This window comes from Stenotrophomonas sp. YJH_SMC_57, assembly GCF_059369755.1.
The window spans coordinates 339,983-361,100 of the sequence record NZ_JCAFSZ010000004.1 but is presented as its reverse complement, the minus strand read 5'-3'; the positions used below and the strand labels follow the sequence as shown (position 1 = coordinate 361,100).

Annotated in this window: 17 protein-coding genes; 10 read left to right on the top strand and 7 right to left on the bottom strand. The window is 68.4% G+C overall.

The genetic code is table 11. From position 1 onward, the window contains the following. Positions 1-488 precede the first annotated feature (488 nt). On the bottom strand, positions 489-1,700 hold the full coding sequence (gene tyrS, locus AC5P7U_RS07465) for a tyrosine--tRNA ligase (protein WP_495220932.1): 1,212 nt from the start codon (positions 1,698-1,700) through the stop codon (positions 489-491). A gap of 166 nt (positions 1,701-1,866) precedes the next feature. Between tyrS and AC5P7U_RS07460 the strand changes: the two genes are divergently transcribed. Both AC5P7U_RS07460 and AC5P7U_RS07455 read left to right on the top strand, forming a co-directional pair. After that, a complete protein-coding gene (locus AC5P7U_RS07460) occupies positions 1,867-3,339 on the top strand; it encodes a M23 family metallopeptidase (protein ID WP_495220930.1) in 1,473 nt (490 codons plus the stop codon). A 65-nt stretch (positions 3,340-3,404) separates the two neighbouring features. Further along, a complete protein-coding gene (locus AC5P7U_RS07455) occupies positions 3,405-4,532 on the top strand; it encodes an anhydro-N-acetylmuramic acid kinase (protein WP_197563550.1) in 1,128 nt (375 codons plus the stop codon). A gap of 38 nt (positions 4,533-4,570) precedes the next feature. On the opposite strand, the gene AC5P7U_RS07450 is transcribed toward AC5P7U_RS07455, so the two are convergent. From AC5P7U_RS07450 to AC5P7U_RS07440, 3 genes are all read right to left on the bottom strand, one after another. Next, entirely contained in the window at positions 4,571-4,801 is a 231-nt protein-coding gene (locus AC5P7U_RS07450; RefSeq protein WP_049457368.1) for a hypothetical protein, read from the bottom strand. A gap of 77 nt (positions 4,802-4,878) precedes the next feature. Further along, positions 4,879-6,183, bottom strand: coding sequence for an AmpG family muropeptide MFS transporter (locus AC5P7U_RS07445; RefSeq protein ID WP_008268384.1), 1,305 nt, complete (start codon positions 6,181-6,183; stop codon positions 4,879-4,881). Beyond that, complete coding sequence (locus tag AC5P7U_RS07440; RefSeq protein ID WP_004153871.1) at positions 6,180-6,980, bottom strand: exodeoxyribonuclease III; 801 nt, start codon at positions 6,978-6,980, stop codon at positions 6,180-6,182. Before AC5P7U_RS07440 ends, AC5P7U_RS07445 begins: the two co-directional genes overlap by 4 nt. Before the next feature lie 162 nt (positions 6,981-7,142). Between AC5P7U_RS07440 and pyrE the strand changes: the two genes are divergently transcribed. From pyrE to AC5P7U_RS07400, 8 genes are all read left to right on the top strand, one after another. Continuing rightward, positions 7,143-7,802, top strand: a complete 660-nt coding sequence (gene pyrE / locus AC5P7U_RS07435) for an orotate phosphoribosyltransferase (RefSeq protein ID WP_053448569.1) — start codon at positions 7,143-7,145, stop codon at positions 7,800-7,802. Between the two features lie 19 nt (positions 7,803-7,821). Continuing rightward, on the top strand, positions 7,822-8,487 hold the full coding sequence (locus tag AC5P7U_RS07430) for a hypothetical protein (RefSeq protein WP_308308064.1): 666 nt from the start codon (positions 7,822-7,824) through the stop codon (positions 8,485-8,487). A gap of 175 nt (positions 8,488-8,662) precedes the next feature. Beyond that, positions 8,663-8,755 (top strand): potassium-transporting ATPase subunit F, encoded by a 93-nt coding sequence (locus tag AC5P7U_RS07425; RefSeq protein WP_005407770.1) that lies wholly within the window; start codon positions 8,663-8,665, stop codon positions 8,753-8,755. A gap of 11 nt (positions 8,756-8,766) precedes the next feature. After that, positions 8,767-10,476 carry a potassium-transporting ATPase subunit KdpA gene (gene kdpA, locus AC5P7U_RS07420; RefSeq protein ID WP_308308063.1) on the top strand — a complete coding sequence of 570 codons (1,710 nt, stop codon included), beginning with the start codon at positions 8,767-8,769 and terminating at the stop codon, positions 10,474-10,476. A 10-nt stretch (positions 10,477-10,486) separates the two neighbouring features. Further along, positions 10,487-12,544 (top strand): potassium-transporting ATPase subunit KdpB, encoded by a 2,058-nt coding sequence (gene kdpB / locus AC5P7U_RS07415; RefSeq protein WP_312561762.1) that lies wholly within the window; start codon positions 10,487-10,489, stop codon positions 12,542-12,544. Further along, positions 12,541-13,191 carry a potassium-transporting ATPase subunit KdpC gene (gene kdpC, locus AC5P7U_RS07410; RefSeq protein WP_004153865.1) on the top strand — a complete coding sequence of 217 codons (651 nt, stop codon included), beginning with the start codon at positions 12,541-12,543 and terminating at the stop codon, positions 13,189-13,191. Before kdpB ends, kdpC begins: the two co-directional genes overlap by 4 nt. A 51-nt stretch (positions 13,192-13,242) precedes the next feature. After that, positions 13,243-15,903 carry an ATP-binding protein gene (locus tag AC5P7U_RS07405; protein ID WP_164086514.1) on the top strand — a complete coding sequence of 887 codons (2,661 nt, stop codon included), beginning with the start codon at positions 13,243-13,245 and terminating at the stop codon, positions 15,901-15,903. Then, positions 15,884-16,597 (top strand): response regulator transcription factor, encoded by a 714-nt coding sequence (locus AC5P7U_RS07400; RefSeq protein WP_004153862.1) that lies wholly within the window; start codon positions 15,884-15,886, stop codon positions 16,595-16,597. Before AC5P7U_RS07405 ends, AC5P7U_RS07400 begins: the two co-directional genes overlap by 20 nt. A 246-nt stretch (positions 16,598-16,843) precedes the next feature. Here the strand turns inward: AC5P7U_RS07400 and AC5P7U_RS07395 are convergent, their stop codons facing one another. Genes AC5P7U_RS07395 through coaBC form a run of 3 tightly spaced genes read right to left on the bottom strand, consistent with a single transcriptional unit; the run spans position 16,844 to position 20,964 of the window. After that, positions 16,844-19,192, bottom strand: a complete 2,349-nt coding sequence (locus tag AC5P7U_RS07395; RefSeq protein WP_414555261.1) for a phosphomannomutase/phosphoglucomutase — start codon at positions 19,190-19,192, stop codon at positions 16,844-16,846. Between the two features lie 12 nt (positions 19,193-19,204). Continuing rightward, positions 19,205-19,678, bottom strand: coding sequence for a dUTP diphosphatase (gene dut, locus AC5P7U_RS07390; RefSeq protein ID WP_495220929.1), 474 nt, complete (start codon positions 19,676-19,678; stop codon positions 19,205-19,207). Then, positions 19,675-20,964: a bifunctional phosphopantothenoylcysteine decarboxylase/phosphopantothenate--cysteine ligase CoaBC gene (coaBC, locus tag AC5P7U_RS07385; RefSeq protein WP_049457359.1), complete on the bottom strand. Its 1,290-nt coding sequence runs from the start codon at positions 20,962-20,964 to the stop codon at positions 19,675-19,677. Before coaBC ends, dut begins: the two co-directional genes overlap by 4 nt. Positions 20,965-21,118: the final 154 nt, after the last annotated feature.

The following is a 21,118-nucleotide window of genomic DNA, read 5'->3' as shown; positions in this document are numbered from 1 at the left end:
TGGCAACGTATCGCTTGCTTTAAAACAATTAATAGTTGCTTGATCAAACGTCTGCAAGATGGACAATCATCCTTCCTGCAGGCGCCTTCACAAGATACCTGCGCATACTTTCAAAGATCCGGGGAAGTGGCCTCAGCGCCGCTCCCGTGTGCCGCGAAGTTTCCTTCGTAGCGAGCCGCCCATTATGCCAGACTTTTTCAGTCCGTCAACACCTTCGTTCGATCATCTCGTTCGGCGGTGGTGGGCGCCCTGTTGTCGCTGAAGCCCCTTGGTGGCGACCCCTGCGACGGGGGAGGAGAAGTATGTCCCCATCTGGATCATTTGTGAAGGGGGTGTGGCGATTTTTTTCAACGGATGTTGCATCCGTTCATTCGCAAGCCGTCGAGCGTGCCCTTCGAGGGGGTTCCGCGAGGGCAAGAGCAGTCGAGCAACGCTCGACTCTACATACAAAGCAGGAAGGGCCGGCTGGCGCCGGCCCTTCCTTCATGTCAGGCAGTGACCAGGCGCACGCGGGCGAAGGTGCGCTTGCCGACCTGCAGCAGGCCTTCGAAGCCCGGCAGCAGCACCTGCTGGCCGTCCTCCACCACTTCACCGTCCACCTTGACCGCGCGCTCCTTGAGTTTGCGGTTGGCTTCGGAGTTGCTCGGGGTCAGCCCGGCCGCCGTCAGCAGCGCGGCAATACGCAGGCCCTCGGCCGGGATCGCCACGTCCTGCAGCGGCAGCTGGGTGATGTCGCCCTGCCCGGTCACCGCCGCTTCCCAGCCGGCAATGGCCTGCTCGGCGGACGCAGCGTCGTGGAAGCGGGTCGCCAGCTCACGCGCCAGGCGCAGCTTGACCACGCGCGGGTTCAGGCCGTCCGTGGCCACCTGCTCGCGCAGCTGCACGGCTTCGGCCTGGCTGATGTCGAAGGACAGCAGCTCGATCCAGCGCCACATCAGGGTGTCGTCCACCTTCATGGTCTTGGTGACGATGTCGATGGCCGGTTCGCTGATACCGATGTAGTTGCCCAGCGACTTGGACATCTTGTTGACGCCGTCCAGGCCTTCCAGCAGCGGCATGGTGAGCACCACCTGCGGCTTCTGGCCATGGTGCTCCTGCAGGCCGCGGCCCATCAGCAGGTTGAACTTCTGGTCGGTACCGCCCAGTTCGACGTCGGCTTCCAGGGCCACCGAGTCGTAGCCCTGCACCAGCGGGTACAGAAACTCGTGGATGGCGATGGACTGCTGGGCGGCGTAGCGCTTGGCGAAGTCGTCGCGCTCGAGCATGCGCGCCACGGTGTGCTGGCCGGCCAGGCGGATCATGTCGGCGGCGCCCATCTTGCCGAACCACTCCGAATTGAAGCGGACTTCGGTACGGCTGCGGTCGAGCACCTTGAACACCTGCTCCTCATAGGTGCGGGCGTTGGCCAGCACGTCCTCGCGGCTGAGCGGCTTGCGGGTCAGGCTCTTGCCCGACGGGTCGCCGATCATGCCGGTGAAGTCGCCGATCAGGAAGATGACCTGGTGGCCGAGGTCCTGGAACTGGCGCATCTTGTTCAGCAGCACCGTATGGCCCAGGTGCAGGTCGGGCGCGGTGGGGTCGAAGCCAGCCTTGATCCGCAGCGGACGGCCTTCCTGCAGGCGCGCACGCAGATCCTCGAGCTTGAGGATCTCGTCGGCACCACGGCCGATCAGGGCAAGGGCTTCTTCAATCGAGGACACGTGACTACTCCCGGCAACGCCGATTCTTGTGTGGGGTGTTAAAGCAAAGTTAACCCGATTGGCTTCACAAAAGCCAATGGGCACAAGGGTTTGACGCGGTTTTCTCAGGTGTCTATGGTAACCGGCGTTTAGGCCCGCGCTCCCGGGCCGTCAGGAAAAATCGCCGATGCACAACTCCGAACAAGGGCGCGCACGCAAGCAGCGCTTCCAGGAACGCCTCCACGTCCTGCACGACAACGCCCTGCATCGGAAGCTCAGGCAACACCTTCCCGCCGCATTCAATGAACGCTGGACCCGGCGCCATTGGATGCATGCCAGCCTGTTTGCGACCATCGGCGCCCTGGTGGCGACGATCGTCCCCGGCTTCTCGCACACCATCGACGCGCCGTTCGCCGACAGCCACACCAGCCTGGCACTGCCGTTGCCGCCGTTGACCATGGCCCGCCAGCAGCAGGTGCCGGGCGACAGCTGGCAGGTGCTGCGGGTGCAGCGCGGCCAGACCCTGAGCGACCTGTTCGACCAGGCCGGCATTCCGGCCAGCACCCTGCACCGGGTGCTGGACCATCCCGGCGCCCGCCGATCGCTGACCAAGCTGCGTCCCGGTACCGAAATCGCCTTCGACATGCCGCTCTCGGGCGACCTGCGCAGCATCCGCTTCGACCGTGATGGCGACAACCGGGTCGAGTTGAGCCTGGTCGGCGATGACATCAAGGAGAAGGTGACCAAGCGCGAGACCTCCACGCGCACCGTGGTCACCAGCGGTGAGATCACCAGTTCGCTGTATGCCGCCGCCCGCCGGGCCGGCCTGTCACCGTCGGCGATCGCGACGATGACCGACGACATCTTCAAGTACGACATCGACTTCTCGAAGGACCTGCAGCCGGGCGACCGCTTCAGCGTGGTGATGGATGAAACCTGGCGCGAAGGCGAGAAGGTGGACACCAGCAAGATCCTGGCGGCGACCTTCACCACCGGTGGCAAGACCTATTCCGGCTTCCGCTTCGACCGCAACGGCAAGTCCGAGTACTACGACATCAACGGGCGTTCGCTGAAGAAGAGCTTCATCCGCATGCCCATTCCCTTCGCGCGGCTGAGCTCGACCTTCGGCGCGCGCAAGCACCCGGTGCTGGGCAAGATGCGCATGCACAAGGGCGTGGACTACGCCGCGCGCACCGGCACCCCGATCATGGCCGCCGGCGATGCCCGTGTGCAGTTCGCCGGCGTGCAGCGCGGCTACGGCAATGTGGTGATCCTTGACCACGGCCGTGGCCACACCACCCTGTACGGGCACATGTCGCGCTTTGCGAACATCAAGACCGGCCAGCGCGTGGCCCAGGGCACGGTGATCGGCTATGTCGGCTCGACCGGCCTGGCCACCGGCCCGCACCTGCACTACGAATTCCGCGTCAACGGCGAGCACCGCAACCCGCTGACGGTGACCATGCCGCCGCCGGAACCGCTGAAGGGCGCCGAGCTGGTGGCCTTCCGTGCGCAGACCGCGCCGGCGATGGCGCGCATCCAGGGCATGGAGAAGCTGATCTACGCCGACGCCAGCCCGGCGCCGACCAGCCGCGATGAAGCCGCGCCCGAGGTGGCCAGCGCCAAGGACAAGCCAGGCAACGGCCGCAAGCGCGGCTGAGCCCCTGCGTTGACGAAGAAGGACGCGGCAGCCCAAGCTTGCCGCGTCCTTTTTTTATGCCTGCCATGAACACCACTGCCGACGCTGACGCCCCCCTGTACCTTGGCCTGATGTCGGGCACCAGCGCCGATGGCATCGACGCTGCCCTGGTGCAGTTCCCCACCACTGGCGGCTGCCGCTTCGTGCACGGGCTGACCACGCGCTGGGAGCCGGTGCTGCGCGCACGGCTGGTGGCACTGGGCGAAGGCGGTCCACTGGACTCGCTGGAGGAACTGGGCGAGCTGGATGCGCGGATCGCGATCAGCTTCGCCGATGCCGCCAACCAGCTGCTGGCCGAAGCGGGCGTGGACCCGGCGCAGGTACGGGCGATCGGCTCGCATGGGCAGACCGTGCGCCATCGGCCGCTGGCCGACCCGGCCTTCACCGTGCAGCTGGGCGACGGCAACCGCATCGCCGAACTGACCGGGATTACCACGGTGTCCGACTTCCGCCGCCGCGACGTAGCGGCTGGGGGCCATGGCGCACCGCTGATGCCGGCCTTCCACCTGGGCATGCTCGGCACCGCCGATGAAGACCGCGCGGTGCTGAACCTGGGCGGCATCGCCAACCTGACCCTGATCCCGCGCGAAGGCGCGGTGCGTGGCTTCGATACCGGCCCGGCCAATGCGCTGATGGACGCCTGGTGCCAGCGCCACACCGGCCGCACCTTCGATGCCGACGGCGCGTATGCCGCCAGTGGCGCAGTGGACGACAGCCTGCTGGCCGGGTGGCGGTCGGACCCGTGGTTCGCACTACCGCCACCGAAGAGCACCGGCCGCGAACAGTTCCACCTGGCCTGGGCCGAGGTGCACATGGGCGAAGGCCAATACGCTGCCGCCGATGTGCAGGCCACCCTGCTGGAGCTGACCGTGGCAACCGTGGCCGATGCGCTGCTGGCGCAGCAGCCACAGACCCGGCGCCTGCTGGTCTGTGGTGGCGGCGTACGCAACCGGCAGCTGATGAAACGGCTGGCGGCGCGGCTGCCGGGGGTGCAGGTGGAATCCAGCGCGGTGCACGGGCTGGACCCGGAGTACGTGGAGGCCATGGGTTTTGCGTGGCTGGCGCAGCGGACGATGGACGGGCTGGCCGGCAACCTGCCGAGCGTGACCGGGGCGAACGGGCCACGGATCCTGGGTGCGATCCATCTGGGGTGAGCAGAAGCAGTCGAGCATGGCTCGACGCTACAAAGGCGCTAATCAAACCCCTGACCTGCCGGCAAGGCCTGCAGGGCGGCGATGGCATCGGACAGGGCGTCCACTTCGGGATCGCCGAAGCCGGAGCGGACCTCCAGTTCACTGCTGAACAGGCCCTGCTCCAGCAAGGCCGCGCAGGTCTGTTCGTGGGTCCAGCCGCGGGCAACCGCGACTCGACGGATACGGTCCAGCAGCAGCGGGTCCAGGTCCCGCAGCACAACGTCGGCCATGCTCACTTCCCCGTTCGCAAGGCACCGCCCCCTCGGCGCGTCGGGGCGATGATCCCGCAGACCGGGCGTACAGGCAATCAGGCGACCGGCGGCGGCCCCCGATCCACGATCCGCGGCCACAACCAGGCCAGCAGCAGCAGGGTCGGCACCACGGTGACCGAGCTGAGGATGAAGAACGTGCTGTAGGACGTGGCTTCAACGATATAGCCGGAGACGCCACCGACGAACTTGCCGGGCAGGTTGGCCAGCGAGACCAGCAGCGCGTACTGGGTGGCGGTGAAGTTGCGGTCGGTCAGCGACGACATGAAGGCCACCAGCACGGTGCCGGCAAAGCCCTGGAACAGGTTGTCGGCGCTGAGCGCGGCATAGAACGCCCACAGCTTGCCCGGGTTGTGCGCCATCAGCAGGAACGCGAGGTTGGACAGCGCCACGCCCAGCGCGGCCACCAGCAGCATGCGGCGGAAACCGAACGCGGCCACCGCGATGCCGCCCAGGAAGGCGCCGCCGATGCCCATCCACACGCCGAACAGCTTGGAGACGGTCGCGATGTCGGCCTTGTCGAACCCAGAGTCGAGGTAGAACGGGCCGGCCATCACGCCGATGACCTGGTCGGGGAACTTGAACAGCCCGACGAAGGCCAGCAGCACCAGCGCCAGCGCCACGCCGTTGCGGCTGAAGAAGCTGGTGATGGGCTGCACGAACGCCTCGGCGACATCGATGCGGCGCTGCACGGTCGTCGCCGGACGTTCCGGTTCGGCGCACAGCAGGGTGGTGACGATCGGCAGCAGCATCAGTGCCGCCATGGCCAGATAGGCCACGATCCAGCCTTCGAACTGGGCCAGGTACAGCGCGCCGGCACCGGCCAGGATCAGGCCGATGCGGTAACCCAGCGTGTAGGTGGCCGCCAGCGCGGCCTGCGCCGCCTGCGGTGCGATCTCGATGCGGTAGGCGTCGACGGCCGAGTCCTGGGTGGCACCGGCGAACGAGGCCACCAGCACCCAGGCCACCAACGGCCAGACGCCCTGCTCGGGACGCACGAAGGCCAGCGCGACCAGGCCGACCAGGACCAGCGCCTGCGACACCAGCAGCCACGAGCGACGGCGTCCGAGCCCACCGAGCAGCGGGAAGGCATAGCGATCCAGCAGCGGTGCCCACAGGAACTTCAGCAGGTAGAAGAAGCTGGCCAGGCTGATCAGACCGATGCTGCCCAGGTCCAGGCCGACGTCGCGCAGGCGCGTGGACAGCGTCTGCGAAGCGATCAGCAGGAACGGCAGGCCGCTGCCGAAGCCAAGCATGGCCATGGTCAGCGCCGACGGGGTGCCGAAGGCGCGCTTGATGCCTGCCCAGCCCTTGTAGCTGACCGGCGTGGCAGCCTCGGTCACAGGTCGTAGTCCACGATGAACGGGGCGTGGTCGGAGAAGCGCTCGTCGCGATAGATCGAGCAGCTGCGCAGGCGGTCACGCAGGCCCGGAGTGATGAACTGGTAGTCGATGCGCCAACCGACATTGTTGGCGCGGGCGGCGCCGCGGTTGCTCCACCAGGTGTAGTCCTCGCCGGTGGGGTTGAGCAGGCGGTAGGCATCGGCCCAGCCGCGGCCGGCGCCGACATCGGTGGCCTGGCCGTGGTCGGCGCACAGGGCGTTGAGCCAGTCGCGCTCTTCCGGCAGGCAGCCGGAGTTCTTCTGGTTGGACTTCCAGTTCTTGATGTCCAGCGCCGAACGGACGATGTTCCAGTCGCCGCACAGCACGTAGTCGCGGCCGCTGCGCGCCCATTCCTCGAGGATCGGCCGCAGCCATTCCATCACTTCGAACTTGAAACCCTGGCGCAGATCGCCCGAGCTGCCGGACGGGATATAGAAGGAGACCACGCTGAGGTTGCCGTAGCGCGCCTCGATGTAGCGGCCTTCGTCGTCGAACGGGGCCCAGCCCAGCGAGGTGATGACCTGGTCCGGCTCGCGCTTGCTGTAGATCGCTACGCCGCTGTAGCCCTTCTTGGTGATGGCGTCGCGGTAGAAGCAGTGGTGGCCGTCCGGGCGGAACATCGGGTCGGTCAGCTGGTCTTCCTGGGCCTTGGTCTCCTGGATGCACAGGACGTCGGCGTCCTGGGCGCGGAACCAATCGAGGAAGCCCTTGGTTGCGGCGGAACGGATGCCATTGGCGTTGAAACTGATGATGCGCATGCGGGGGACCTGCGGCGGGAAACCGGGCAAGCATACCGGTTGCCCGCAGGGCTGCGCAGTCCGCCAGAGCGGGCCGCAACGCCCCTCACACAGGGCCGGACGAGCGCGAAACGCCCAGCTGGATTAGGATTTGTGCTCCAAATGAAGATGAATCGAGTTTTGATGAGCGACCACCGCCACCGTTTCCTGCAGCTGGCCCTGACCGCCGACGCCCTGCGTTTCGGCCAGTTCACCCTCAAGTCCGGCCGGCTGAGCCCCTATTTCTTCAACGCCGGTCGTTTCGACTCCGGCTCGCTGCTGTCGCAGCTCGGCGCCTGCTACGCCGATGCCATCGACGCCACCGGGATCAAGTACGACGTGGTGTTCGGCCCGGCCTACAAGGGCATTCCGCTGGCCACCGCGATGGCCTGCGAGCTGGCCCAGCGCGGCCGCGACCTGCCGCTGTCGTTCAACCGCAAGGAAGCCAAGGACCATGGTGAAGGCGGCCAGCTGATCGGCGCCGACATGAATGGCAAGCGCGTGCTGATCGTCGACGACGTGATCACCGCCGGTACCGCGATCCGCGAAGCGCTGGGCATCATCCGCGCCGCTGGTGGCACGCCGGCCGGCATCGTGGTGGCGCTGGACCGCCAGGAGATCGCCTCGGAATCCGACCGCCGCTCCGCCGCGCAGTCGGTGGCCGAAGAAGCCGGCATTCCGGTGATCGCCGTGGCGTCGCTGGCCGACCTGCTTGATTTCGCCTCCGGCAACCCGGAACTTGTGGGTTACCGGCAGCCGCTGGAAGCCTACCGGGCCCAGTACGGCGTCCGTTCGACCCGCTGACCGACCCAGGGGAAAGGTCATGTCCCGAGTTCCTGCTGTGCTCTTTGCCGGCCTGCTGCTGGCCGTGCCGTTCACCGTTCCGGCGCAGCCGCGGGGCGGTGGCAAGGTGGAGAAGAAGCTGTACTGCTGGAACGAGGGCAAGGAGCGGATCTGCAGCGATGCGCTGCCGGCCGACGCGGTCAACCATGCCCGCGACGAGTTCAACGCAAAAAGTGGCCTGCGCAATGCGCAGGTCCAGCGCGCGTTGACCGACGAGGAACGCGCCGCCGCCAGCACGGAAGCGGCGCAGCGGCAGCTGGACCTGATGGCCGCGCAGACCCGCCAGCGCACCGAGCAGGCGATGCTGACCACCTATGGCAGCGAGGACGACCTGCGCCGGGTGTTCGCCGAACGCCAGGAAGTGCTGGACAACAACCTCAAGACCGCCGAGTACAACGTCACCAGCCTGCGTGAATCGCTGGTGGCGCTGCTGGCGGCTGCCGGCGATCGCGAACTGGCCGGCGGCAAGGTGGCCGGCAAGCAGGCCGAAGCGATCCGCCAGCGGCATGTGCAGCTGCAGGCGCAGCAGCGGCTGCAGGCCGGGTTCGTGCAACAGCAGCAGGCCCTGAAGGCCGAGATCGACAGCAGCCTGCAGCGCTATCGCGAGCTGAAGGGGCTGGCGCCGGCGGCAGCGCCGGCCGGCTGACGACGCTCCCACTGCCGGGCGTGGCCCGGCGGCTATCCGGGGGCTGGTTACGGATTGGCCCACCGAATTTATGCACTCTTTACGCGCCGGCCCGGTCCGGCGCGTAGTGCGTTTATGGGGGGCAGGACGACGATGGCGGCCTGAGGTGGAGGGGTTCCACCAGGACGCTATTGCAATGTCCCCCTGGCTGTCGTTGTTGTGTGGCGTGCTGGTGCTGGTCGCCGCCGCCTATCTTCTCTATGTCGTGCTTCGGCCCGAGTCGTTCTGACGGAGCCGGCCATGACTGAGATGCTTGTCATTATTGCCGCCAGCCTGCTGCTGGCGTGGCCGCTGGGCCTGTACCTGGCGCGGGTGATGCGCGGTGCGCCGATGAAGGTCGACGTGCTGTTCCATTGGATCGAGAAGCCGCTGTACAAGGTGTTCGGCGTCGATCCGTCGCGTTCGATGTCCTGGCGCGGCTATGCGCTGGCCTTCGTACTGAGCAACGTGGTGGTCGCGGTGCTGACCCAGGCGGTGTTCATGACCCAGGCCTGGTTGCCGTTGAATCCGGACCAGATCCCGAACATGCGCTGGGACACCGCGCTGCACACGATGATCTCGTTCCTCACCAACACCAACCAGCAGCATTACTCGGGCCAGGCGCAGTTGTCCTATCTCTCGCAGATGACCGGCATCACCGGCCTGCAGGTGGTGACGCCGATGATGGGCCTGGCGCTGGCGGTGGCGACGCTGCGCGCGTTGTTCGCGCGTGCGCCACAGGCTGCGGCTGCGACTGGTGCCGGCGATGACCGCCAAGTGGCGGTGGGCAACTACTATGTGGACGTGGTGCGCCTGTGCGTGCGCTTCCTGCTGCCGCTGTGCCTGGTCTGGACCCTGCTGCTGACCAGCCAGGGCGTACCGTCGACCCTGGCCGGCGGCCCGCAGGCCACGCCGATCGATGCCAGCGCCGGCATGGCCGGGCAGAAACTGCCGCTGGGCCCGGTCGCGGCGATGGTCGCGGCCAAGCAGCTGGGCGCCAACGGTGGCGGCTGGTATGGACCGAACAGCAGCTTCCCACTGGAAAACCCGACCCCGCTGTCGAACGCGCTGGAGGTTGTCGGCATCCTGCTGATACCGATGGCGGTGATCTTCATGATCGGTGCCTTCACCGGCCGCCGCCGCTTCGGCGCCCTGGTGTTCAGCTGCATGCTGGGCATGTCGCTGCTGTCGACCGGCGCGATGATGTGGAGCGAAGGACATAGCGCCAGCGCCGCCACTCCGCTGCTGATGGAAGGCAAGGAGGTGCGCTTCGGCGCCGATGGCACCGCGCTGTGGGCGGCGGTGACCACCCAGGTCTCCAACGGCTCGGTGAACGGCATGCACGACTCGCTGGCACCGCTGAGTGGCGGCATCGCGATGGTCAACATGCTGGTCAGCGCGATCTGGGGCGGCATCGGCTGCGGCCTGCAGCAGTTCATCGTGTACCTGCTGCTGGGCGTGTTCCTGGCCGGGTTGATGACCGGGCGTACGCCGGAACTGTTCGGCCGCAAGCTGGAGACACCGCAGGTGCGCCTGCTGGCCCTGCTGGTGCTGCTGCAGCCGATCACCCTGCTGGTGTTCACCGCGATCACCCTGGCTGTGCCCGGCCTGGCCGGCACCTCCAACCCCGGCTTCCATGGCATCAGCCAGGTTTTCTACGAGTACGTGTCGGCCTATGCCAACAACGGTTCCGGCTTCGAAGGCCTGGGTGACGCCACGCTGTGGTGGAACCTGAGCTGCTCGCTGGTACTGCTGCTGGGCCGCTTCCCGCTGCTGATCATTCCGCTGGTGGTGGCCGCACAGCTGGCTGCCAAGCGCCAGGCGCCGGAATCTGCCGGCAGCCTGCAGATCGAAACCCCGACCTTCGCCCTGACCCTGGTCTCGGTGATCGTCATCCTGACCGTGCTGCAGTTCATGCCGGCGCTGGTACTCGGCCCGATCGCCGACCACCTGAGCCTGGGACTGCACTGAGGACACCCCCATGAGTAGTCATGCAAGTTCAACCCGTAGTACCCATGCACCGCGCCCTGCCCTGCTTGATGGCGCCGGCCTGCGCCGCGCGCTGATCGAAGCGGTGCGCAAGCTGTCGCCGATGCATCTGGTGCGCAGCCCGGTGATGGCGGTGGTCATGGCCGGCACGATCGTGGCCGCCATCGTCACCCTGACCGGCAATGCGCCGCTGGGCTTCGGCCTGGCGGTGACCGCGATCCTGCTGGTGACCGTGCTGTTCGGCAATTTCGCCGAGGCCGTGGCCGAGGCACGTGGCCGCGGCCAGGCCGCCTCGCTGCGCCGGGCCCGCCAGGACCTGGTGGCGCGCCGGCTGGCGGCGCCGCAGCCGGGCGCCGCAGAAGCCCAGGTGCCGGCCGCCGAGCTGCGCCCCGGCGACCATGTGATCGTCAGTGCCGGTGAACTGGTGCCGGCCGATGGCGAGATCGTGCAGGGCCTGGCCACCATCAACGAAGCGGCGGTGACCGGCGAATCGGCACCGGTGCTGCGCGAGGCCGGCACCGACCGCTCCGGCGTGATCGGCGGTACCAAGGTGCTGTCCGACCAGATCATCGTGCGGGTGACCGCCGAGCCGGGCCACAGCTTTCTGGACCGGATGATCGCGCTGGTGGAAGGCGCCAACCGGCAGAAGACCCCGAACGAGGTCGCACTGACCCTGCTGCTGGCGGCGATGACGCTGACCTTCCTGGTGGTGGTGGCGACGCTGCCGGCGATCGGTGCTGCAGTCGGCGTCAAGGTCGATCCGCTGTTGCTGATCGCGCTGCTGGTGTGCCTGATCCCGACCACCATCGGCGGCCTGCTGCCGGCCATTGGCATCGCCGGCATGAACCGTGCGCTGGCCGCCAACGTGCTGGCCAAGTCGGGCAAGGCGGTGGAAGTGGCCGGCGACGTCGACGTGCTGCTGCTGGACAAGACCGGCACCATCACCTACGGCGACCGCCAGGCCAGCCATTTCCATCCGTTGGCCGGCATCGACGCCAGCCAGCTGCGTGAAGCGGCACTGCTGTCCTCGCTGGCCGACCCGACCCCGGAAGGCAAGTCGATCGTGCGCCTGGCCCGTGAGCAGGGTTGCGCCACCGCCGAGCCGGACCATGCCGACTACTTGGCCTTCAGTGCGCAGACCCGCATGTCCGGCGTGGACCTGGAGCATGGCCGGCAGATCCGCAAGGGCGCACTGGATGCGATCCGCAACCATGTGCAGGCGCTGGGCGGCACGGTGCCGGCCGAGCTGGCCGGCCGCGTCGAGCAGGTGGCACGCAACGGCGCCACCCCGCTGGTGGTGGCCGAGGGCCGCCACGTACTGGGCGTGATCGAGCTGTCGGACGTGGTCAAGCACGGCATGCGCGAGAAGTTCGCGCAGCTGCGCGCGATGGGCATCCGCACGGTGATGATCACCGGCGACAATCCGCTGACTGCCGCGGCCATTGCTGCCGAGGCCGGCGTGGATGACTACATCGCCGAAGCACGCCCGGAAGACAAGCTGGCACGCATCCGCCAGGAGCAGGCCGGCGGCCGCCTGGTGGCGATGGTCGGCGATGGCACCAATGACGCGCCCGCACTGGCGCAGGCCGACATCGGGCTGGCGATGAACTCCGGCACGCAGGCAGCGAAGGAGGCCGGCAACATGGTCGACCTCGATTCGGACCCGGCCAAGCTGCTGGCGGTGGTGGAAGTGGGCAAGCAGCAGCTGATCACCCGCGGCGCGCTGACCACCTTCTCGCTGGCCAACGACGTCTCCAAGTACTTCGCGATCCTGCCGGCGCTGTTCGCCGCTGCGGTGCCGACCATGGCCGCCTTGAACGTGATGCAGCTGTCGAGCCCGCGCAACGCGGTGCTGGCGGCGCTGATCTTCAACGCGCTGGTGATTCCTGCGCTGATCCCGCTCGCCCTGCGCGGCGTGCGCTTCCGCCCGGCCACGGCCACCGCGCTGCTGCGCCGGAACATGCTGGTGTACGGCCTCGGCGGCGTGCTGCTGCCGTTCGCGGCGATCAAGCTGATCGACCTCCTTCTTGTCCTGGTATTCGGCGCATGAACCGTTCTGCTTCCACTTCGTCTTCCCTGTCCCGCGAACCCAAGGCCGAGGCCCGCGTGGCCGGCCTGCAGGATGGCGCCAGCTGGCGCCCGGCCATCGGCCTGGGCCTGGCCACGCTGTTGCTGGCCGGCGCGGTCTACGCCGGCATCGCCACCGGTTTCGCCGGCCTGGCCTACCCGACCCAGGCCGAAGGCAGCCTGCTGCGTGATGGCAACGGCCAGGTACGCGGCTCGGCGTGGCTGTCGCAGCCGTTCACCGGTGACGGCTACTTCCAGGCACGCCCGTCGGCCGCCAACTACGATCCGATGGCCGCAGCGGGCTCCAACATGGCACGCAGCAACCCGGCGCTGGCCGAACGCGTAGCCGCCAGCACCGCGGCGGTGGCCGCACGCGAAGGCGTAGCGCCGGCACAGGTGCCTGCGGACCTGGTCACCCAGTCCGCAGGTGGCCTGGATCCGCAACTGTCGCCAGAGGCGGCACAACTGCAGGTGGCGCGCGTGGCACGTGCCCGTGGCCTGCCGGTGCAGCGCGTGCAGGCGCTGGTGCAGGCGCATACCGAAGGTCGCCAGTGGGGCCTGTTCGGCCAGCCACGGGTGAACGTGGTGACGCTGAACTTCGCACTGGACCACGCCGCCAAGGCGCCGTGATGCCGGCCCGCACCCGCTGCGCGCACAATGGCGGCCATGACAGCGGCACCCATGACTGATGCACGTACCCGCCAGGCCGATGCCCTGGTCGAAGGCCTGCAACGCGAAGCCGGCGGCAAGCTGACGGTGTTCCTCGGCGCGGCGCCGGGCGTGGGCAAGACCTACACCATGCTGACCCGCGCGCAGGAGCAGCTGCGTCGCGGCGTAGATCTGGTGGTGGGCCTGGTGGAAACCCATGGCCGCGCCGATACCCAGGCGTTGCTGGAAGGCCTGCCGCAGCTGCCGCTGAAGGAAGTGGCCTACCACGGCCACACCCTGCAGGAGATGGACCTGGATGCCGTGCTGGCCCGGCATCCGGCACTGGTGCTGGTGGACGAACTGGCCCATCGCAACGCGCCGGGCAGCCGCCACGAGCGGCGCTGGCAGGATGTGATGGAACTGCTGGACGCCGGCATCGACGTCTGGACCACGGTCAACATCCAGCACCTGGAAAGCCTCAACGATGTGGTGATGCGCATCACCGGCGTGCGTGTGAGCGAGACCGTGCCGGACGGCGTGCTCGACCGCCTGCATGACATCGTGCTGGTCGACCTGCCGCCGCGCGAACTGATCGCGCGCCTGCAGCAGGGCAAGGTCTATGTGCCCGAGCAGGCCACGCAGGCGCTGCAGGCGTTCTTCTCGCCGGCCAACCTGACCGCCCTGCGCGAACTGGCAATGCAGGAAGCCGCCGACCGCGTCGACAGCAGCCTGCGCGAAACCCGCGCCGCACGCGGTGAAGGCAACCTGCCACTGCGCCGCGGCGTGCTGGTGGCCATCGATGGCGGTGGCCAGAGCGAGTACCTGGTGCGCGTGGCACGGCGCATCGCCGAACGCCGCGATGCGCCATGGACGGTGGTGACCGTGCAGGGACGTCGCCAGGACGACGCGACCCGCCGCGAGATCGATGCGGCCTTCGCACTGGCGCGGCGCCTGGGCGGTGATGCTGAACTGCTGCATGGATCGAGCATCGCCGATGCCCTGCTCGACCATGCCGCACACAATGGCGTGTCGACCCTGGTGCTGGGCCGCACCCGCGAGCGACCGCTGGCGCGGATGTTCAACCGCACCCTGACCCAGCAGTTGATCCAGCGCGGCGCGCACTACGAGATCACCATCATCAGCACGCCGCAGGCACGTGCACGCTCGCGCCGCGAGGGGCTGATGGCACCGGTGCGTGGCTTCAGCCACGAGCCGGTGCAAGCACTGATCGCCACGGCGCTGGCATGCGTGGTGGCCTGGCTGGCCGAGCGTTGGGTGGGCATGGCCGACCTGTCGATGGTGTTCATCGTCGCGGTGGTGCTGGTCGCCGCACGCACGCGTGCCAGCGTGGCGGTGATGGCGGCGATCCTGTGCTTCCTCGCCTACAACTTCCTGTTCATCGCGCCGCGCTTCACCTTTGCCATCGGTGCGCGCCAGGGTGTGATCACCGTGTTCCTGTTCCTGGCCGCTGCCCTGGTGGCCGGGCGCCTGGCTTCACGGCTGCGCATGCAGGTGATCGCGCTGCGCGCGGCCAACCGCCATGCGCGCGCGCGCCAGCAGCTGGGCCGGCAGCTGGCCAGCGCCGCCGGCAACGGCGAGGTGGCACAGGCCGGCCGGCATGCGCTGGAACAGGCCATGGATGTGCCGGCGTGGCTGCGGATCGGCACCGATACCGCGGCCGGGGGCCGCAGCCAGCCCGGCGACACCGATCTGGCCGCCGCCGACTGGGCGCTGCGCCACGGCCAGCCCAGTGGACGCTTCACCGACACCCTCGCAGGGGCGCAATGGTGGTTCCTGCCGCTGCTGGATGGCGAAGACCATGCGATCGGCGTGGCCGGCCTGTACCTGCCCGGCGCGCAGGCACGCCTGCTGCCCGAGCAGCGGCAGCTGGCCGAAGCGATGGTCGACGACATCGCCCAGGCCGCGCTGCGCACGCGACTGGTGGCGGAACTGGAGCAGGCCCATGTGAGCAACGAGACCGAGCGGCTGCGCTCGGCGCTGCTCTCATCGGTATCGCATGACCTGCGTTCGCCACTGGCGGCGATGATCGGTTCGGCCGACAGCCTGGCCAGCTATGGCGCGGCGATGGACACGACCGATCGCCGTGCCCTGCTCGATACCATCCTGGTCGAAGGCGAACGCCTGGACCGCTACATCCAGAACCTGCTGGACATGACCCGGCTTGGCCACGAAGGGCTGAAGATCAACCGCGACTGGATCGGCGTGGACGAACTGATCGGCTCCGCCGCGCGACGCCTGCAGCGCTACCAGCCCAAGGTGCGGCTGGAGCTGGACATTCCGTCCACGCTGGCGCCGATCTGGGTGCACCCGGCGCTGGTGGAACAGGCCGTGTTCAACGTGATGGAGAACGCCGCCAAGTTCTCGCCGCCGGATGCCGCCGTGCAGGTGCAGGCGCGCGAGCTGGATGGCCAGCTGCGCATCGACGTGATCGACGCCGGCCCCGGCATTCCCGACGACGAGCGCGCGCGCATCTTCGACATGTTCTACAGCGTCGAGCGCGGCGACCGTGGCCGCCACGGCACCGGCCTGGGCCTGACCATCTGCCAGGGCATGATCGGCGCGCATGGCGGCAGCGTGCAGGCGCTGCCCGGACGCGACGGTCGCGGTACCCTGATCCGCATCACCCTGCCCCTGCTCAAGCCAGCCTCCCACGATGAGCCCGACCCCGATTGATGCCAGCGTGCCGGCCGCGCGCGTGCTGGTGATCGACGATGAAACCCAGATCCGCCGGTTCCTGGACATCAGCCTGCGCGCGCAGGGCTACCAGGTGCGGCAGGCGGCCACCGGCCAGGAAGGCCTGCAGCTGGCCGCCAGCGAGGACATGGACCTGGTGATCCTGGATATCGGCCTGCCGGACATGGAAGGCCACGAGGTGCTTGAACAGCTGCGGCAGTGGAGCCAGGTGCCGGTGATCATGCTGACCGTGCGCGCCGGCGAGGCCGAGAAGGTGCGGGCGCTGGATACCGGCGCCAATGACTATGTCACCAAGCCGTTCGGCACGCAGGAACTGATGGCGCGGGTACGGGCGCTGCTGCGCACCCGCAGCGTGCCCAGTGATGGCACGCCACCGGTGTTCGACGACGGCCACCTGCACGTGGACCTGGTGCGCCGCGAAGTGGCGCTGGATGGCGAGCCGGTGGCGCTGACGCGCAAGGAGTACGCGCTGCTGTCACTGCTGCTGCGCAATGCGGGGCGGGTGGTGACCCAGCCGCAGATCCTGCAGGAGATCTGGGGCCCCACCCATCAGCACGACACCCACTACCTGCGCATCCTGGTCGGCAAGCTGCGGCACAAGCTGGGCGACTCGGCACTGGATTCGCGCTACCTGTTCACCGAACCGGGCGTGGGCTTGCGGTTCAAGGGGTGAAAGCGTGTCGACCAAGGTCGACACCTACCAACAGCTCCAGGCAATTGTCAGGGGTGGGGCGGTGTCGGAGTGCGGGGTGTCAGCCGCATGGATGCGGCTGCCAAGCCTACAGGGACGTACTTGCAGCGTCCCCGCACTCCGACACCGCCCCACCATCCCACGGAATGCCAGCTTCTGCCGTTGTCGCTGAGGTTGCCGGCCAGCGGCCGGCACTACCGCGGGTGCCGGGCGCAGCCCGGCCTCGGCTCAGAACCCCAGCGGGGTGTCGCCCAGCACCGGTTGCAGCTGACTGCGGAACAACGCCTGGATGCGTTCCAGTGCGGCCTCGTCGTTGCCCTCGAAACGCAGCACCAGCACCGGCGTGGTGTTGGAGGCACGCACCAGGCCCCAGCCGTCGGGGAAGTCCACGCGCAGGCCGTCGATGGTCGACAGTCGGCCGCCCACATAGGGGTTGTCCGGCGATTGCGCCGCTGCCACCAGCATCGCCACCAGCGCGTGCGGCGTGCCCTCGGCCACCTGCACCTTCAGTTCCGGCGTGGCCACCATCTCCGGCAGCTCGCCCAGCACCTCGTCCGGCGTTTCCTCGCGCTGCGCCAGGATCTCCAGCAGGCGCGCGGCGGCGTACAGACCATCGTCGAACCCGAACCAACGCTCCTTGAAGAAGAAGTGGCCGCTCATCTCGCCGGCCAGTTCGGCATCGGTCTCGCGCATCTTCGCCTTCATAAGCGAATGACCGGTCTTCCACATCAGCGGGCTGCCGCCGTTGCGCAGCACATGGTCGGACAGCTTGCCGGTGCACTTCACATCGTAGATCACCATCGCGCCCGGGTTGCGCATCAGCACATCGGCGGCGAACAGCATCAGCAGGCGATCGGCGTAGATGATCCTGCCTTCGCCGGTGACCACGCCCAGCCGATCGCCATCGCCATCGAATGCAACGCCGAGATCGGCGCCGAAGCGCTTGACCGTCTGCACCAGGTCTTCCAGGTTGGCCGGTTCGCTGGGGTCGGGATGATGGTTGGGGAAGCTGCCATCGACATCGCAGTACAGCGGAATCACTTCGGCACCGATCGCTTCCAGCAGCTGCGGTGCGAGCGCGCCGGCGACGCCGTTGCCGGCGTCGGCCACCACCTTCAACGGGCGGTCCAGCTGCACGTCATCGGCAATGCGCTGGATGTAGTCGGCGCTGACATCGCGCTGCTGGTAGTCGCCCGGTTCAGAGGCCTGCACCAGCCGGCCTTCAATGATGCGCTGGTAGAGATCGGTGATGGCATCACCGGACAGCGTCTCGCCGCCGATGACCACCTTGAACCCGTTGTACTCGGGCGGGTTGTGGCTGCCGGTGACCGCCACGCAGGTGCCGGTACGCAGATGGAAGGCGGCGTAGTACACGAGCGGGGTCGGTGCCAGGCCGATGTCGATCACCGCGCAGCCGGCACGGCGCAGGCCTTCGGCCAGGCCGGAGGCCAGCTCCGGCCCGGACAGGCGGCCGTCGCGACCGATCACCACCTCGCGCAGGCCCTGCTCCAGCGCCGCGGTGCCGATGGCCTGGCCGATCATCGCCGCGGTCTTCGGCGTCAGCTGGCTGCCGACCACGCCACGGATGTCGTAGGCGCGGAAGATGCCGGCCGCCAGTTCCTCGGCCGGTACCGCAGGCGGCGGCGGGGGCGCGCCTTCCTCGCTGGCGGCGGCGGGGGCCGCCGGCGGCGGTGCCATCTGCAGGCTCTCGCTCAGCGTCGGACCATGATCGGCTTCGGCCGCCACGGCGCGACGCGGCAGCGGCAGACTCTTCGGCAGGCGGCCACGACCGACCACCAGCAGCACCGCGATGAAGGCCAGCAGCAGCGCAACAATGGCACTGGCCAGAGCCCCCAGTCCCAGCGGACCCGGTTCGACATTGGGCACCGCAGCCACCAGCCGCAGCGGGGTGCCGGCCACCGGCCGCGCCAGCGCCTCGGCGCTCTCAGCCAGATGCGCGTTGCCCTGGGTCACCAGATCGTGCGAGCCCTGGCGCAGGCCGAGGAAGCCGGTGGACGGCGCACTCACCTGGTCAAGCGGCGAGGTCAGGCGCAGCAACGGTTGGCGCACATAGAGCACGGCCGGGCCCAGGTTGCCCAGCTCGACCGGTGCCGCCAGGCCAAGGCGGTTGCCACCGCCGTCGCGGACCACGCGCAGGCGCGGCTTGCCGTCGGCCAGTGCGGATTCCAGCAGTGCCAGCCGGGCATAGCCGAAGGTGGCCGGGTCGGCGTAGGCATTGGCCAGATCCGCAGCCAGCACGTCCACCTGCTCCACGCCGGTCCAGCTCTCGCGCACGGCCAGTGCTGCCGCGGCGGCATCGCCGGCCTGCAGGGCCTGCTGCACGCGTTCATTCTTCAACTGCTGCTGCAGCTGCTTCAGCTGGCCAGCGGCGGCCTCCTGCAGCCCCCGCACGGCCTGGTCACGCGCGTGTTCCAGCGCCTGGCCGTTGGCCTCCTGCCGCCATTGCTGCACCGCGCTCCATCCGAACCAGCCGGCCAGCAGGACCAGCAGCACCCCCAGTAGTGGCGCGCTGCGTCCCAACGACCGTCCCCGCTGTCCTTCCCCGATGCCGCTCATCGATGTCCCCTGTCAACGCACCCCGGTATGGCCGAATCCACCCGTTCCCCGCACGCTGTCGGTGAAAGTATCCACCACCTGCAGGCTGACGCGGGCAATCGGCACCACCACCAGCTGAGCGATGCGATCGCCCGGCTCGATGGTGAAGGCCTCGCGGCCACGGTTCCAGACGCTGATCAGCAGCGGCCCCTGGTAGTCGGCGTCGATCAGGCCGGTACCGTTGCCGAGCACGATGCCGTGGCGGTGGCCCAGCCCCGAACGCGGCAGGATCACCGCGCACAGGCTCGGATCGGCGATGTGGATGGCCAGGCCGCTGGGGACCAGCGCGGTATCACCGGGCTGCAGGGCCAGCGCGGTATCCAGCGCGGCGCGCAGGTCCATGCCGGCGCTGGCTTCGGTGGCATAGGCCGGCAGCGGCCAGCTGTCGCCGAAGCGCGGATCGAGCAGCTTGACCTGCAGCGGTTGGGAAGTGAAAGCCTGGGTCATGCCTGGAGTCTCCGCGCGATCAGCGCCAGCAGTTGTTCGGCCAGCTCGCGCTTGGAGGTGGCCGGGAATACCTGTTCACCGTCCTGCCAGAAGGCAGTGGCGGCATTGTTGTCGCTCTCGAAGCCGCCGCCGCTGATGCCGACCTGGTTGGCGATCACCAGGTCCAGGCGCTTGTCGACCAGCTTGCCGCGCGCGTATTTCTCCACATCGTGGGTCTCGGCGGCGAAGCCGACCACCAGCTTCAGCGCCTGCGTCTGCGCGGCGACCTCGGCCAGGATGTCCGGCGTGCGCACCAGCTCGATCACCAGCGACTGGCTGTCGGCGGTCTTCTTCAGCTTCTGCGCGGCCACCTGGCGCGGCGTGTAATCGGACACCGCGGCGGCACCGATATAGATGTCGGCCGGCAGAGACTTCAGCACGGCATCGCGCATCTGCGCGGCCGAGCGCACATCGACACGCTGCACGCCGGGCGGCGTCGGCAGCTGCACCGGGCCGCTGACCAGCACCACCTGCGCCCCCATCGTCGCGGCTGCGGCGGCCAGGGCGAAGCCCATCTTGCCACTGCTGCGGTTGCCCACGTAGCGCACCGGATCGATGTCCTCGTAGGTGGGGCCGGCACTGATCAGCAGGCGCAGGCCCTGCAGCGCGCGGGTTTCCGGCGGCGCCACGGGGGCCGCTGCGCCGCCGTTGGCGGCCAGCGCGGCGACGATGTCGCCCGGCTCGGCCAGCCGGCCGGGGCCGGATTCGCCTTCGGCCAGCGGACCGTCGACCGGGCCGATCACCTGCGCGCCACGCTGGCGCAGCAGGGCGATGTTGGCCTGGGTCGCCGGGTGCAGCCACATGCGGTGGTTCATGGCCGGGCAGATCGTCAGCGGCGCGGTGCTGGCCAGGCAGAGGGTGCTGACCAGGTCATCGGCGTGGCCCTGGGCCAGCCGTGCCAGCAGATCGGCGGTACCCGGCGCGACCACGATGCGGTCGGCCCAGCGGGCCAGCTCGATGTGGCCCATGGCCTGTTCGGCGGCGCTGTCCCACAACGTGGTGCGGGTCGGCTGCCCGGACAGCGCCTGGAAGCTGAGCGGAGTGACGAACTGCTGGGCACCGGCGGTCATCGCCACCTGCACCTGGGCCCCCGCGTCGCGCAGGCGGCGCACCAGTTCCAGGGCCTTGTAGGCTGCGATCCCGCCTCCCACGCACAACAGCAGTTTCTGACCTTCCAGCGCGCGGGCCGGCGCGGAGGAAGCGTTGGGGGAGTCAGCCACCTGGAATTCCTGTGCAAACGAGGGCATTAGCTTACCCGATGGCCGGTAATGTCCCGATGCAGGGCGCACATAGCCGACAGCTATCAGCAGATGGAGTCCTCCTGCTTCGGCCCGGGATTTACCGGCAACGCTTTCGGACCTTTCCTATACCTCTGTGGCCCTGCCCTTTTGCAGAATCAGG

Coding starts and splice junctions, on each gene's coding strand:
- AC5P7U_RS07460 (WP_495220930.1), top strand. CDS start 1,867: ATGCACAACTCCGAACAAGGGCGCGCACGCAAGCAGCGCTTCCAGGAA.
- AC5P7U_RS07455 (WP_197563550.1), top strand. CDS start 3,405: ATGAACACCACTGCCGACGCTGACGCCCCCCTGTACCTTGGCCTGATG.
- AC5P7U_RS07450 (WP_049457368.1), bottom strand. CDS start 4,801: ATGGCCGACGTTGTGCTGCGGGACCTGGACCCGCTGCTGCTGGACCGT.
- AC5P7U_RS07440 (WP_004153871.1), bottom strand. CDS start 6,980: ATGCGCATCATCAGTTTCAACGCCAATGGCATCCGTTCCGCCGCAACC.
- pyrE (WP_053448569.1), top strand. CDS start 7,143: ATGAGCGACCACCGCCACCGTTTCCTGCAGCTGGCCCTGACCGCCGAC.
- AC5P7U_RS07430 (WP_308308064.1), top strand. CDS start 7,822: ATGTCCCGAGTTCCTGCTGTGCTCTTTGCCGGCCTGCTGCTGGCCGTG.
- AC5P7U_RS07425 (WP_005407770.1), top strand. CDS start 8,663: ATGTCCCCCTGGCTGTCGTTGTTGTGTGGCGTGCTGGTGCTGGTCGCC.
- kdpA (WP_308308063.1), top strand. CDS start 8,767: ATGACTGAGATGCTTGTCATTATTGCCGCCAGCCTGCTGCTGGCGTGG.
- kdpB (WP_312561762.1), top strand. CDS start 10,487: ATGAGTAGTCATGCAAGTTCAACCCGTAGTACCCATGCACCGCGCCCT.
- kdpC (WP_004153865.1), top strand. CDS start 12,541: ATGAACCGTTCTGCTTCCACTTCGTCTTCCCTGTCCCGCGAACCCAAG.
- AC5P7U_RS07405 (WP_164086514.1), top strand. CDS start 13,243: ATGACTGATGCACGTACCCGCCAGGCCGATGCCCTGGTCGAAGGCCTG.
- AC5P7U_RS07400 (WP_004153862.1), top strand. CDS start 15,884: ATGAGCCCGACCCCGATTGATGCCAGCGTGCCGGCCGCGCGCGTGCTG.
- AC5P7U_RS07395 (WP_414555261.1), bottom strand. CDS start 19,192: ATGAGCGGCATCGGGGAAGGACAGCGGGGACGGTCGTTGGGACGCAGC.
- dut (WP_495220929.1), bottom strand. CDS start 19,678: ATGACCCAGGCTTTCACTTCCCAACCGCTGCAGGTCAAGCTGCTCGAT.
- coaBC (WP_049457359.1), bottom strand. CDS start 20,964: ATGCCCTCGTTTGCACAGGAATTCCAGGTGGCTGACTCCCCCAACGCT.